This window comes from Rothia sp. LK2492 (genome assembly GCF_040946345.1).
Taxonomy (GTDB): Bacteria; Actinomycetota; Actinomycetes; order Actinomycetales; family Micrococcaceae; genus Rothia; species Rothia endophytica.
The window spans coordinates 1-13,078 of the sequence record NZ_JAYWLX010000014.1 but is presented as its reverse complement, the minus strand read 5'-3'; the positions used below and the strand labels follow the sequence as shown (position 1 = coordinate 13,078).

Below are 13,078 nucleotides of genomic sequence, written 5' to 3'. Positions count from 1 at the left end.
AATATATTATTTAAGAACCTGCTTTCAAAACAATAACACTCCTAATCACCAATATTGTAAATATAATTCTTATGCTGAAAAGTATTCCCCATATAAATTCAGCACTCGAGAAATTCATCATATAAGATGTCAGCAAGAGCGGTAGGCCCATAAATATATATGAGAAAATTAAAGAAAAAATACCTTTGGTTGGACCGTACCTAACTTTTATGAATCCATACATAACACCTGAAGCGGGTTCAAGAGCTATCTGGATTAGCATCAGCAGCAAAATGAAAACTGGAATTTGTGTTGATGATACAGAAAGATATGCCGGCAATACAAGCAGTGCTATGGTAGAGATGGATAAAAATGATGAGACAATAATTGTTGCAATACTATCTAACTGCCCCGTTGCGTGCATTCGGCCGCCGACAAGACCGAATTGTTTTGAAGGTATAACAATCATTCTCATAATAGAAACAACTAAAGATATTATAAATCCATCTAAAGGACTGTTGTGTGAGGCTATTATGATCGATATGCTAAATATTGCTGAGAGAATTATGCCATCAACTGATCCAGAAATTATTTTGACCAGAATGGATAGATCTATTTTATTTGATATTTTGGAATTGCCCATCTCTAAAAATTCGCTAGAGAGAGTTCTTGCCTTTTTTGCTAAAAATAATACAAGAAGTATACCTGATAAGCTTTGTGACGCCCCTATAAAGGTGAGATCAACATGTATGGAATCAGTTTTGAAAAATATGAGGTATGCATAAACTAAGATAATGTTAAATAATGCAGCTACCAAAGCCCCTTTTAGGATTTCCTTCTCATGCTGAGCTGTTTGCAATTTTCCTTGATAATAGTATCCAAATGGAGAAACTATAATACCTGGAAGAATGCTTAGCAGAACTCCATACGACGGTAATAGGTCAAAACCTAGAGTTAAAATAGATATCAGAATCCATATAGATAGCATTCCTAGCGATACAAAAATATTGTATTTTTTGAATGTTCTGTTTAGTAAAAAAACTTCACTCAGTTTTTTTTCTTTAATTTCCCCCTGCGATTTACGAAATGCAATTAGGGCGGGGATAAAAGATGATATTTGCCAAATCATCAATCCTATAGGAAGCATTAAAAGCAAACTGTACAGCGACAAAACTACACCATAGGCAGCTGCTTGTTCATGACCTGAATGATTTGATATAGCAACCAAAATAATTGAAATCGAAGCAAACTGTATGAAATTTGTGGAAGCCATAGCTGATGATTTTAAAATAAAATCTTTATTCAGGTGATTACCTATCATGATAGAGTCAATCTCACTAATCTCTCTTTTGGATAATTTTTCTTTCCTGTATTACCAGAGCAATACTCCACAGGTATTGTTATAAAACATGGATTACAAATACTTAAGACAGGTATGTTTTGGAGAATAAAAATATTCTCTTTAGCCCTGTATTTTATGAGAGATTTCTTGTATACGTCTCTGTAGATAGTATCTATCGTTTGCTGATTGAAAAATGTGGTAGCAACAGACGCCTGGAATATATCCCACTTTATTGGGTAGGTATTTTTGCTAATAGACCCTAAGCCAATTAATATGGACAATGAAGAACCTGGAAGCGAAACCGATTTTGAAAGTCCGAATGCGATATAAAAGCTTTTTCTAAGATATTTTAATAAATCAGTATTTTCTTCTACATCTAAGGTAGGAAAACGGTAGGCACAGTCAACTAAAACATGAGATTTGATTATGCTATTGAAATTAAACTTACCCCTATCTATAGGATTTCCAGGATCCTCCCATACCACCAAAGTGCGACTCGAATCATAAATTCTAAGAATTTCATCAAGTTGACTGCTATCTTCGTAGGTTAAATAATTAACACCTGTAAATTTGCAGACTTGTCTATTGCCAGGGTAAGAATTCTCCGGAAACATTACTAAATTTATATCTAGTTCAATTATTAATGATGCTAAAGAGTCCCTTATTCCCTTGAAGAAACATAAGTTTATGTCATCTCTTTTGGTAAATACAGATAGCGCCTGCTCTGTGAAATCGTCAGAATTCAAATCATAGTATTTATTCAAAGAATATGGAGATATCTGATGCAGTATATCAGATAATATTTTTTGATTTACTGATAAAGAATTTAAGGCATAATCCACTCCCGCAGGTGGGAGAATTTCTAAATCTTTAATACTTGGAAATTTTTTTGATTTCATTATTAAAATATTTTACCCAGTCTGAGTCGAACTTTACCTCTGCTTGGCTCTTATCTCCTAGATTATTAAGTTCATCAATCGGAATCTTAATATTATTTATTAAAAACTGTGCTACGGTCCATCTTTTAATATTTTCTTCGGTGAATTTACCAAAGTTCTGTATGTAGTCTGGTATCCATTTTAGGAATTCATCTACAAACTCTTTGCTGCCAACAACTCCTTCATACTCGGAAGGGGTTATTGATGTGTGATGAATAAATCTTTCACCGGGCAATGCTTTGCAAAGATTCTCATAATTTTTAGTTTGAACTATGAGTTCGTGCCATACGTCATCCACTTCCGGGGTAACAACTATTCTTCTTCCCTTGGTTAAGGACATGATTGCAAGGTATTTTAAGCACTCGATTAAATCTTTATTAAATGTATCCTTGCTTCTTTCTGGAACCCTGCTATAAACAATGTCGTAGTATTCTTTCGAAATCAACATTTCATTTTCCTGTTGCTCTTCCGTGTTTTTAAATTGCTTTGGGTCGAGCAATTGCTCGACCCAAAACGCGTTTGATTAGCGAACCTCTGCGCAACAATCCATATGGACATTACGCAGGTCTTCGAGATGTAGTTCGTGAATTCGTTTCGCAAGTTCACCCATGGGTGCCTCCTAGAAAAATGAATATTTTGGCTTAGAGGATAATCCTCTATAATGTATCGTAAACCATATAGATGAGTGATGCAAGACTCAATCTCTCTGGTTTGGTGGTAGGGGTCTCAATTTTCAGGATGCTGTGAGAAAGCATCATTGGTATGTGCCTGGACTTCTCCTATGCCTCTCACGGGGAATTGCAAACATGATCAGTAAGCACACTCGATACCTGTGCCGTTAGCAGCAATGGACTTTGCTCTTGAGACTGGCAGAGCGTAATCCCTCCCGGCTTCAAGAGTGCTATCAGAAGCCTGAAGCTTTTAATAACGAAAAGATCTTGAGTGCTATGCATTTGGTATCTTTCAGCCAGGGCCTTTCTGGGTACGGGTTGAGATGCAGGGTTTCTAGCTGAATGCTCTAAATGTCCATTAGGAAGAAGCTGACAAACGGAAAGGTCTTAAAAAGAATTTTTGTCTGTCGCTAACTTCTGTGTAGATCTCTGAGCTCATTCATATATTGCTCGAATCGCATTCCGGTAGGCTGCTTCCTTGCCGGCTAACTTTTGCTGCAAAGGTATCGGGCGGGATGAAAGCTCGTCATCTGCAAAGGTGTCTTGGCATCCCATAATTATTAGACATAATGTACGTTATGTCCCATAAAATGGGTTTAGGAGTCCCTGGCATCATATTTGTGTGGCAGGGGTCTCTAAAGCCCCATCCACCCAGGAAGCGTCCAATCAGTGTCCAGTGAACTTGCTGCAATCAACAGCCAACCAACAGAGTTGATACCAGCACACTCAATCACGCCCAACTTCGTGAAATACCGAACGCTGATCACCTCCTGGGTCATCTCCTACACCTCTCAGAACACCCAACAGGCCTACCTGCATGACCTAAAGACTTTCTGCAACTTCCTGGACCACGCACACCTAGACCTCCTGCAAGTTACGCGGACCCACCTGGATATCTTCACCCGGCTTCAAGAACAGACCGCCGGATCCAATGCATCGGTCGCCCGCCGCTTAGCAGCCATCTCAGCCTTCTACCGATTTCTTCTCTTGGATGAGGTGATTGAGAAATCCCCAGCCGAATACATCCGCAGACCCACCATCGACCCAGACTTCACCGCAACCCAAGCCCTCACCCAACGTGAAGCCATCCGTCTGCTCGATGCAGCCACCGAACACTCCCTCAGGTCTCAAACATTGGTGGACTTGTTGCTAAGCACAGGGTTGCGCATCAGTGAAGCCCTGGGCATCAGGCAGACAGATCTATCCCCAGGCAGACTTCTCATTACCCGCAAAGGCGGCAAACGAGCAGCTGTCTACCTACCAGAACACACCCTGGCCAACTTACGGCAACTCAGTGGAACAAGCGGTGAAGAAGTCCAAACCATGCAGCATCAGGAGGTATCTGCCCTTATCTTTGTTACCCGCACCGGTAGGGCTTGGCAGCGGACTAATGTTGATGATCTCTTGCGTAAATTGGCGCTGAGGGCTGGTATGAGTAAGACGGTCTCGGCGCATGTTTTGCGGCATACTCATGCGACTCTTGCTTTGGAGATGGGGGTGGCTTTGCATCATTTGCAGGATTCTTTGGGTCATAAGGATCCTCGGACGACGAGGCGTTATGATCATGCTCGGTCGAAGTTGGAGAATTCTTCGGCGCGGGTTGTTGGTTCTCTCTTTGAATAAAGAACCGCTGAATCAGTACGAAGAGCCCTCTGTCTACCAAGTATCCTTATTGCCCCATCGATTCTTTAGGTGAAAATTAATCAAGTCTTCAACCTGTTCTGAAGAGCTAACCAGAGAAAAATTAGCTCCTAATGACCGGAGCTTCTCTGCTAAAGGTTTGAGGCAATGATGCACCGTAGCAGGATGATGCCGTAAATCTGGAGAAGTCGCCGCCCCAGTAGGCTACAAGGTGATATGGACTCATCAAGTGTGGGTCCCTGTAGCCGTGCTGGTGTAATTCATCTGCAGGATCGTTTCTCTACGCATTATGATGTTCAGCCCCTGCTATCTTGGGCATACCTGAACACCTTTTTACTCACTTGGTAGTATCGGAAAGATGCGGATCTAAGTCACTAGGATGGATTCCACAAAGTTAACTTACGCAAGCGAAGCAGTAAGGTATAAAAAAAGAGCCCCGCCAGAATTTACATCTGGCGAAGACTCTCAATGCTACGGGTTTTAATCCGCTTTATATTCAACACTATACATAAAAGACAGAGGAAGTGCAATGAAACCTTCATCGCAACATGCCATAGCTTCTAATATAGGTTCTGCAAGGCTATCAACCTACCTGTCTGCCGCATCGAACGACCAAGCAAGAGCGCTGGAACTCTACTTGTGGAACTTGGAAGCAGCTGCAGCGGTTACTTCAACGACTTCACTGGTGGAAGTCTATCTCAGAAATACTATGAATTTAGCTCTAGGAAACTGGAACACTAAACAAAACTACCTTCTAGAGCCCAACAGAACTAGCCCTTACAGCTCAGAATAGCTTATCGATCCGGCCCCCAAACTAAAAAATAGTATCGTTGAGCCACCAAAGAGGAAATGTTTAAGGGACGTTAGCAAAAGTTCTATGAAAAACATCAATAACGATATTTCGAAGTCAAACCCTACCCATGACGACTATGTTGCTGGGTTGACTTTCGGTACCTGGACATCACTACTCCCCAACCCCAACGCGAATGCAAGTAATATTCGTGTTGATATATGGAATAGTGAGCTAGGTGCTCACTTCTCTAAACCAAGAAACAGTATTTTTTACTGGTCTCAACATCTTAGGTACGCACGTAATAGAGCATCTCATCTAGAGCCTTTATTAGACACCGGAGAGCTAATGCACTTTCATAGATGTGCAGCGAGACTTTTGAATGCTTTAGACCCGGCCTCAGCGTCGTGGTTCGCTGGGCAGGAATTCATCCCCAAGGTCATAAGGAAAAAACCCTAGTTTTTTTCCAGTCATGTAGGTAACTGTTGCAAGGTTTCTATTCAGGGTAAGGCTCAGCTACGTCAACTAGTCTGTAGACGTTTCTTCTTCGCTGAGTTTTCATAGATACCGTTCGTCCATACTCGTCTAAATACTGTTTAGAAACCCTCAACATTCCGTTTTCCTGTAACTCTTTAGTTCCCTTTGCCCTTGTAGCAGGGCTTATCCCATACCTTTTTGGAAATTCCTTAGTCGAAAACCAGACAGGTTTTTTATATGCCTCTTCAGCTGCCAGGATGAGCAGCATAGCTAAACCAGAACCTGACAACTGCTGGAAGTGTCCCTCTATCAATAGCTTGCCACTTATCTTGAAATACACATGTGACTCGCCTATCTTCTGCTTCTCATAGAAGTATCTAGAAGGTGTCTCATATGATTCTCCATTGCCAGATTCAGACAACAACCTGATGATAGAAGGTTTCCCCGGAATGGTGAGGAGCTCAATGAAATTTAACTCTTCAAGTTTTTTGAGTGCATTTTTTATTTTTCTAGCTCCGTTTCCCCGAGGGTCCGGAAGGGCTAAGGCGCGAGCCCAACCAGAGGCAGGAGTATCAGCAATCTCAAATGGTGGTTTTGATGCACGTCCGATTATCAGCAAGTAGAGCTTGACTACCAAGGCACCACTTTTTCCTCCTACATACAATTTTTGAAAGGGCGTCTCCTCAGAGTCGTTTCGAATAAAAGCCTTGCGAACGGGTATATTTTTGCGACGTGTCGTTCCCCCGTAGATGTCAATCGCAATTCGCTGACTCCGGCTTTCTCGTTTACTTGGCACTTGAATGCTCCTAATGGTTCATATAGGTCACAGTTTGATTAATGCTGAAAGCAGAAACCGGTAGACCGATAAAAAGGTCGTGGATTACGGGAGGCTACTAGTTCCCCTCAAGTACTGGGGAACCGGGGTAGCTGTAGCGAAGGACCCCCGCCCATGGGTGGGGGTCCTTTTATTTATGTGCGGGAATCCTTTTGATCACCCGGGATAAATCTTTATAGCCACAAGGTTTGTTGTGAGCGGGCCTGGCGTTCTCGTTGCTGATAGTAGTAGTTCGAAGAGAGGGCAGAGGATAAACGTGAGATATCCCGAGAGCTACCCTTCATCCTGCATTTGAGAGCAAGGGCCGGTACAAGAACCCCTAAGTACAATTATAGATCCCTAAGTATGGGTCCTCCGCGATACCGCACTAACTGCTTTAATTCGTCGATCTCCTCGATCAAATTCCCGGTAATTTGGTCTCCTAGAATTGGCACTGCACAACTTTTCCAGACGACATGATGCTTCTCAGGCGCAGGACAGAACGTGAGCGCTAGAACACGCACCTGAAACAATAAAGCCTCAATAGCCGTACGCTGATCTAAAGTGCACTTCTGGAAAATCTTCTTTATGAAGATTTTTGTTGCTTGCTTCAGGATAATTTCGTCAAGGTTCTTTTGACCCGGTTTTATTAGGCAGGCCATCCGACGGAAAAATGTTCGACTAGTCCCTGCCCTATCGTTTCGGGATTCAACTACCAGTTTGCATACATAGTTAGCAAGATTCTCTGCCGTCACATCAATCAGATAGTCAGTTTTTTTAAGTGTCTCCTCAAGAGCAGAGGCTAACGCAGCGAGGATATCGCACCAAAGATGGTGTGTTAGACCCTGATACCGTGGTCCGTACTCTTGGAGTAGTGCTTCTGAGGTTTCGCTTATCTGCTTAGCTATCCACTCTATTTGCTCAAGATGTGTGGGGCGTTCAATAAGCCACTGGACAGTACGAGAAGTTTTGCTGGTTGTTACTTGCGGGGAGTGTCCGGAGATTTTTTTAGTGTTGGTGGTCGGTCTAGCCCTGGCAATCTCTGAATAAACTGCGGGGTAGGGGGAGAATGTTTTGGGGGAGTTATATATGCTGCTTTTTCCACATACAGGGCATTCTCTTCGAGCTTTAGGACTTCTGTGCCCCCGGACAGGTGCTGTGCATTGCGTCATACAAGTATTCTAGAGTTGCTGAAAGGCAATAACTACAAAATGACACCACAGATAGTTCCAACCAGACATGATATGTACTGGGTTTAGTTCCGCCCCGTAAATTAGAAACAAACACAACAAAGGAACAAAACCCATGCCCACCAAATACCCCCAAGAACTCAAAACACGAGCCCTCAGAACCCTCACCGACCGACTTGAAAACAACCCCAAGACAGGCATCTACACCGCCTGCCGGGAAATCAACGAACGACTCGGAATCGGCACCGAAACTCTACAAAAATGGCACAAACAAGCCGAAATCGATGCTGGCAACGCCCCCGACACCACCACCGATATGGCAGCAGAAAACCGGCGCCTGCGCAAAAAAACGCTGAGTTGAAGCGAACGAACGAGATCCTGCGCACCGCGTCAGCTTAGTCCGTGCGCAGAACTCGACCGCCCAGCCCTATGATGATCCGCTACATTGATATGTATAAGGATCGTTTCGGGGTTGAGAACACCTGCACCGCACTACAAGATAACCTTGCTGGTGGTTTTATGACCTCCCGCGGCTACCGTGCCGCTAAGGCGCGGGTTCCTGCAGCACGTACTTTGAAGGATCAGTTGCTGATTCCTGAGCTGATGAAAATCCACCAGGAAAACTATTCAGTCTATGGTGTGCGCAAAATGTGGCACGCCATGAACCGGGTCGGCTGGAACATCGGTCGGGATCAGACGTATCGGTTGATGAAACGAGCAGGTATTGCTGGTTCTCATCGGGCTCGTAAACCCATCACTACCCGGGCAGCTAAAACCATCGATGACCACCCTGATTTAGTCAGACGGGACTTCACTGCTATCGCTCCGAACCGGCTGTGGGTAGCGGACTTTACGTATGTGAGAACGTATTCTGGCTTCTGCTATACGGCCTTCATTACTGATGTTTTCTCACGGAAAATTGTGGGTTGGGGTGTGTCTTCGACGATGCATACTCTGGGGATGCCTCTGACGGCTTTGAGACAGGCTTTGTTTGAAGCGAAGAGGGATGGTTCTGATTTCACGGAAATCGTGCATCATTCTGACCGCGGGTCGCAGTATGTTTCGGAGGGTTACACTGCTGATTTGAAGGAGCTGGGTGTGCAGCTTTCGGTGGGTTCTACGGGTGATTCGTATGATAACGCGTTGGCTGAGTCCGTCAATGGTGCTTACAAGTGTGAGATGGTGCAGGATCGTCTTTTTGATTCTGTGGCTCGGTTGGAGTCTGAGACGGCTGGCTGGGTGTCTTGGTGGAATGAACGCCGGTTGCATCAGGGTCTTGGTTATCGGACCCCGCAGGAGGTGTTTTCGGATGTTTTAGTGCTCTTGTAATTATCGGAACTAAACCACGTACATATCACTAGGCACTACCCCACCCTATTACCGCTATTTGTTGTTCATTCTTTGCCTTTCACCGGGAACAGGCAGCGCCCAGCCTTAGCGCTTATAGGTTGTCACAGGGTGAGCGGTAGCGGTACGCGAATCGCGTCAGCGACGCCACCGGCGCCCTTGACAACCTACAAAAGCGCTAAGACTACAATTGCCTTGCTCACCCGGTGAAAAGACAAAATACACAAGGAGTATGATCGCCCCGCCCACTATCGTCCCAAAGAGGGTGCTCACCGGTGCCGCGCTCGATCACTACGGCATCGCCCTTATTCGCACTGGTGTGCGTGTAGTTGCCGTAGCCCTTGTAGATACCCTCGAACTCGAAATGAGCGCGATCAGGCTCGGTACCGATGATCTCACTCCACGCGGTTATTACGTGCTCGGTGGAGAGTCTGTCTGCGCTGTCGAGCGTCGCCTTGATCATGGGAATGGGCAGCTTCCGCTCTACGGCGAGATATTGCGCCAGCGCAAGGGGAAAGGCATTGGTGAAGATGCTCTTCCCTAACGAACTCGCTTCACTGAAGTCATGGCTCGAGTGGTCAAGCCCGTAAAGGAATGGTTTCACCACGCCAGTTTACCGGTAATGGATCCTGGCGCACTTGGGATGAGCACAAGTGGCCCGGCTATGCCGAGCAGGGAGAACGCCGAGCCCGGCGCAACTGCGTCGATTCACTGAGCACGACTGCCACCCGTGCCGCCACCCTCAATGACACGATGAGGATTCCATGACGATCGCTGCGGCTACTCGGACGATCGGGAACCCCGCATACCGTTTCGCCGCGTCTAGTATCCGTGCGAGCCTTGGACCCACTGCTGCGCAGCATCTCACTCACCGGATACTAGACAGGCCAGCAGAGTATTTGGAGGACAGATCGCTCTCGATCCATCCTCCAAATATCGGCGAACTAGTTATCTCGTTCCATTTCAGTCCACTGACGGGGGTACTTCACTGCAATACCCAGCGCTGTTTCGTTGGTACGGGGCATAGTCAATCTGTCCGAATTTCCCGGAGGAAAGTTTTCTTTGGTTCTCTCTCGAACATTCGAGACAGAAGCGGATTGTAGTGGCTGCGATCCGCTGTACCCCCACTCCTCCAGAAGCCCTTCAGACCAAAGATCCCGTGCATGAGCGGTGGCTTAGATAATGGTTGATCCTTCGAAACGGGCTTCCGCAGCTGCGTATTCTTTGGATAATGCTACCCAGTCACCTGGGTTGATGGTGGTTACTCCGTTGGGTACGGCTCGCCAGATACGGATCTCGGCGTCGGGATTGTCCTGTGCTTCGTTCAGAGCCGCAGCAGTGGACGGATGTTTGAGCCCGTAGTTTTTGGGGTTGTTGAGTACGTCGGGTGGGAAGACTTCGTCGTTGGTGCTGCCGATTTGGTCCAGGCTGATGGTGGTTCCGTCTTCTTCGGGTCCTGGCGCTTGGTGTGAGAGTCGGTAGTTTTCTGCCATGTCTAGCTTTCGATTGTCCCCATTGGTCTGGCCGCTAGTGACAACTCTGTCATTTGTATTGGGTATTTTCTAGATACTCGTGAGAAGCCGTCCCTCGGATGGCTCTAATGCCCGGTCATATGCGTCGCGTGCATCTTGGACGGCATCAAAGTATGTCTCCGACCATACTCGCAACGCGTTGAGAGGTTCGGATAGGGTTTGACCTAGTTCAGTGAGGTGGTACTCCACTCTCGGCGGCATTTCAGGGTAAAACGTCCTAGAAACCGCTCCGTCACGTTCCAGAGCTCGGAGTGTGTCTGTCAGTACTTTGCCGCTGATCCCCTCCACCGTTGCTTTGATCTCTTTGAATCGCAAGGGCCCATCCGACAACGCGATGACAATCATGGCCGTCCATTTATTCGCGATTCTCGCGAGTGAGGTACGCGAAGGACATTTCGCCATCATCACATTCCAGTTCGTCGCAGTCATCAACATCCTTTCACCAATTCTCCTGATAGTTACGTTGAGGTAACAGGTAACCAATTGTAACCATAGGAAGGTCAGCAAAAAAAATTTATTTCTTGGAGGAAAGATCCATGACTACGTCGACGACACCCCCTATTGAGGTTGTTTCCAAGTACTTTGGTGCATTGGCCGAGGGCCGTGTACAAGATGCCCTCAGCTACCTTGACCCTGATGTTAAGTGGTTCCAGCCGGGGGAAAACCGTTTCTCGGGTACCCACGTTGGTCCGGATGCTGTGTACGCCTTGATTGGCGGAATGATGACTGTCAGCCAGGGCACCTTTGCTATTGCTCCGACCGGCCCACTGATGGTCAATGGCGATCTTGTGGTTGCCCCAGTTCAATTCACCGGTGACCGCGGCGATGTCAAGCTTGACCAAGCGGGAACTGACCTCATTACCGTGCAGCAAGGCAAGATCGTAGCTGTGCATCTGTTCTCGTCCGATGGTCCAGCAGAAGACGACTTCTGGGGCCCTTCCGAATCCGTGAATAACGGATAAATCGGGTTGATTTCCTGAGAGAGGACACAAGATGACCACGACGCAAACTACAGAAGCTTCCGCAGGCGTACCGCGTGAAGTTGTCATCATTGGGGCCGGCTTTAGCGGTCTTGCAATGCTCCAATCACTTCTAACGAAGAACATTGATGCGCTGCTACTAGAGGCCGGCACTGCGCTCGGCGGTACCTGGAGTAGCAATCGGTATCCCGGAGTCCGAACGGACTGCAAGTCACGGTATTACTGCCTAACTCTCTCAGGATGTCATTGATACCTGGAACTGGAAGGAACGCTTCCCGACGGGTGGTGAGGTGCGCGAGTATTTGGAGCACTTCGCCACCCGTCTCGGGTTGCACTCAGATATTCAATTCAATTCTCGTGTTAGTGCTTTGCAGTGGGACGAGGAAGGGCAGTTCTGGGATGTAATGGTCGATGTCAATTTCCCCTTTGATAAATCCACAAGCTTTGAGAGTCCTGACTTGCTAATGGCAGCCTCGCTTATTCAAGAAGCAGTTGCGAGCACCCCATTCCCTCGTCCTTCAAAACTCTCTAGGGCAGAGTGGGAGGAAAGCTTCCAAATCTCATGGGAGTTCTTCTCTGTGTCTGAGTTTGATACTCCTCATGCAATTTTTGAGAAGTTCGCACACTCCAGAGGAATTAGCTCAACTGAGAGAAAATTGATGCAGGACCGTGTCGATATGATTCAAGAGACGGCCCCATCTCAGATAATCTTTGGAACTTCAGGGCGGACTCAATATATCGGCTATAAATACAAAGAAGATCTCGTTGCTCTGGAGAATTTCTTCTATGGGAATGCTCTTTACGTTCTCTATCAGAACTGGTCAGAGCTCAGCAAGAAGACAAGGGCTACGCTGATGAATAACCATGTTGGTGAAGTCGATAGAATTGTGCATAGCGGTAAGTGGAAGGATAGATTCACACAAATCCTCATTGCCCAAGGGCATGAGCTAGCCACCAAGTAGCCCGACTACCTAAAGACAACTCACAGTAAGACATTTATCTGTATATACAGATAAATGTCTTACTGTATTTACAGACTATCAATATAACCACTAATCAACTCAGTAATAGTTACCCCATTCTGACTCGCATATGTCTTCAGCTTCCGATGCCGAGGCTCATCCAACTTAATAGTCAACTGCTTCTTAGGCACAGCCTCCCCCTGAGTAAAGGCCTTCTTAAAATCAGCTTTCTGCACCCCAACTCGAACTGAACGAGTCATCAGGTTCTTTTTATCGGCCACAGGCTTACTCTCCTATAAGGTCTAGTAGTTCAGATGCCGCATGCTCGTACCCGGCTAAATCCTTAGGGTACGTATTGGCGTTATTTTTGATGGTTTCTAGGCTTTTGATGGGCGTATCAAAGACAGCAATCTGA

At 46.1% G+C, this 13,078-nt stretch carries 14 protein-coding genes and 1 pseudogene; 6 read left to right on the top strand and 9 right to left on the bottom strand.

Annotation, left to right across the window (positions count from 1 at the left end; genetic code table 11):
* Positions 1-10: 10 nt before the first annotated feature.
* Genes VVR27_RS11365 through VVR27_RS11355 form a run of 3 tightly spaced genes read right to left on the bottom strand, consistent with a single transcriptional unit; the run spans position 11 to position 2,758 of the window.
* Positions 11-1,300, bottom strand: a complete 1,290-nt coding sequence (locus VVR27_RS11365) for a hypothetical protein (protein ID WP_368548463.1) — start codon at positions 1,298-1,300, stop codon at positions 11-13.
* On the bottom strand, positions 1,297-2,220 hold the full coding sequence (locus tag VVR27_RS11360; RefSeq protein ID WP_368548462.1) for a hypothetical protein: 924 nt from the start codon (positions 2,218-2,220) through the stop codon (positions 1,297-1,299). The genes VVR27_RS11365 and VVR27_RS11360 overlap by 4 nt, the downstream gene beginning before the upstream one ends.
* Positions 2,192-2,758, bottom strand: a complete 567-nt coding sequence (locus VVR27_RS11355) for a hypothetical protein (protein WP_368548461.1) — start codon at positions 2,756-2,758, stop codon at positions 2,192-2,194. The genes VVR27_RS11360 and VVR27_RS11355 overlap by 29 nt, the downstream gene beginning before the upstream one ends.
* 916 nt (positions 2,759-3,674) lie before the next feature.
* Here VVR27_RS11355 and VVR27_RS11350 point away from each other — a divergent pair.
* Entirely contained in the window at positions 3,675-4,553 is an 879-nt protein-coding gene (locus tag VVR27_RS11350; RefSeq protein ID WP_368548460.1) for a tyrosine-type recombinase/integrase, read from the top strand.
* Positions 4,554-5,857: 1,304 nt separating this feature from the next.
* On the opposite strand, the gene VVR27_RS11345 is transcribed toward VVR27_RS11350, so the two are convergent.
* Entirely contained in the window at positions 5,858-6,634 is a 777-nt protein-coding gene (locus VVR27_RS11345) for a hypothetical protein (protein WP_368548459.1), read from the bottom strand.
* A gap of 368 nt (positions 6,635-7,002) precedes the next feature.
* A complete protein-coding gene (locus VVR27_RS11340) occupies positions 7,003-7,824 on the bottom strand; it encodes a hypothetical protein (RefSeq protein WP_368548458.1) in 822 nt (273 codons plus the stop codon).
* A gap of 133 nt (positions 7,825-7,957) precedes the next feature.
* Here VVR27_RS11340 and VVR27_RS11330 point away from each other — a divergent pair.
* Positions 7,958-9,171, top strand: a pseudogene (locus tag VVR27_RS11330) (IS3 family transposase).
* A 217-nt stretch (positions 9,172-9,388) separates the two neighbouring features.
* Here the strand turns inward: VVR27_RS11330 and VVR27_RS11325 are convergent.
* Positions 9,389-9,793, bottom strand: a complete 405-nt coding sequence (locus VVR27_RS11325; protein ID WP_368548454.1) for a HindVP family restriction endonuclease — start codon at positions 9,791-9,793, stop codon at positions 9,389-9,391.
* On the opposite strand from VVR27_RS11325, the gene VVR27_RS11320 reads away from it, so the two are divergent.
* Positions 9,784-9,957, top strand: a complete 174-nt coding sequence (locus VVR27_RS11320; protein WP_368548465.1) for a hypothetical protein — start codon at positions 9,784-9,786, stop codon at positions 9,955-9,957. The genes VVR27_RS11325 and VVR27_RS11320 overlap by 10 nt on opposite strands.
* 407 nt (positions 9,958-10,364) lie before the next feature.
* Here VVR27_RS11320 and VVR27_RS11315 read toward each other — a convergent pair whose 3' ends face one another.
* Together VVR27_RS11315 and VVR27_RS11310 are read right to left on the bottom strand one after the other, a co-directional pair.
* Positions 10,365-10,682 carry a hypothetical protein gene (locus VVR27_RS11315; protein ID WP_368548453.1) on the bottom strand — a complete coding sequence of 106 codons (318 nt, stop codon included), beginning with the start codon at positions 10,680-10,682 and terminating at the stop codon, positions 10,365-10,367.
* 69 nt (positions 10,683-10,751) lie between these two features.
* Positions 10,752-11,123 (bottom strand): winged helix-turn-helix transcriptional regulator, encoded by a 372-nt coding sequence (locus VVR27_RS11310; protein WP_368548464.1) that lies wholly within the window; start codon positions 11,121-11,123, stop codon positions 10,752-10,754.
* Between the two features lie 134 nt (positions 11,124-11,257).
* Between VVR27_RS11310 and VVR27_RS11305 the strand changes: the two genes are divergently transcribed.
* From VVR27_RS11305 to VVR27_RS11295, 3 genes are read left to right on the top strand one after another with little or no spacing between them, the layout of a single operon-like run.
* Positions 11,258-11,683, top strand: coding sequence for a nuclear transport factor 2 family protein (locus VVR27_RS11305; RefSeq protein WP_368548452.1), 426 nt, complete (start codon positions 11,258-11,260; stop codon positions 11,681-11,683).
* A gap of 31 nt (positions 11,684-11,714) precedes the next feature.
* Positions 11,715-11,951 (top strand): NAD(P)-binding protein, encoded by a 237-nt coding sequence (locus tag VVR27_RS11300; RefSeq protein ID WP_368548451.1) that lies wholly within the window; start codon positions 11,715-11,717, stop codon positions 11,949-11,951.
* 40 nt (positions 11,952-11,991) lie between these two features.
* A complete protein-coding gene (locus VVR27_RS11295; protein WP_368548450.1) occupies positions 11,992-12,663 on the top strand; it encodes a hypothetical protein in 672 nt (223 codons plus the stop codon).
* Between the two features lie 68 nt (positions 12,664-12,731).
* On the opposite strand, the gene VVR27_RS11290 is transcribed toward VVR27_RS11295, so the two are convergent.
* A complete protein-coding gene (locus tag VVR27_RS11290; RefSeq protein WP_368548449.1) occupies positions 12,732-12,944 on the bottom strand; it encodes a hypothetical protein in 213 nt (70 codons plus the stop codon).
* Between the last annotated feature and the right edge of the window lie 134 nt (positions 12,945-13,078).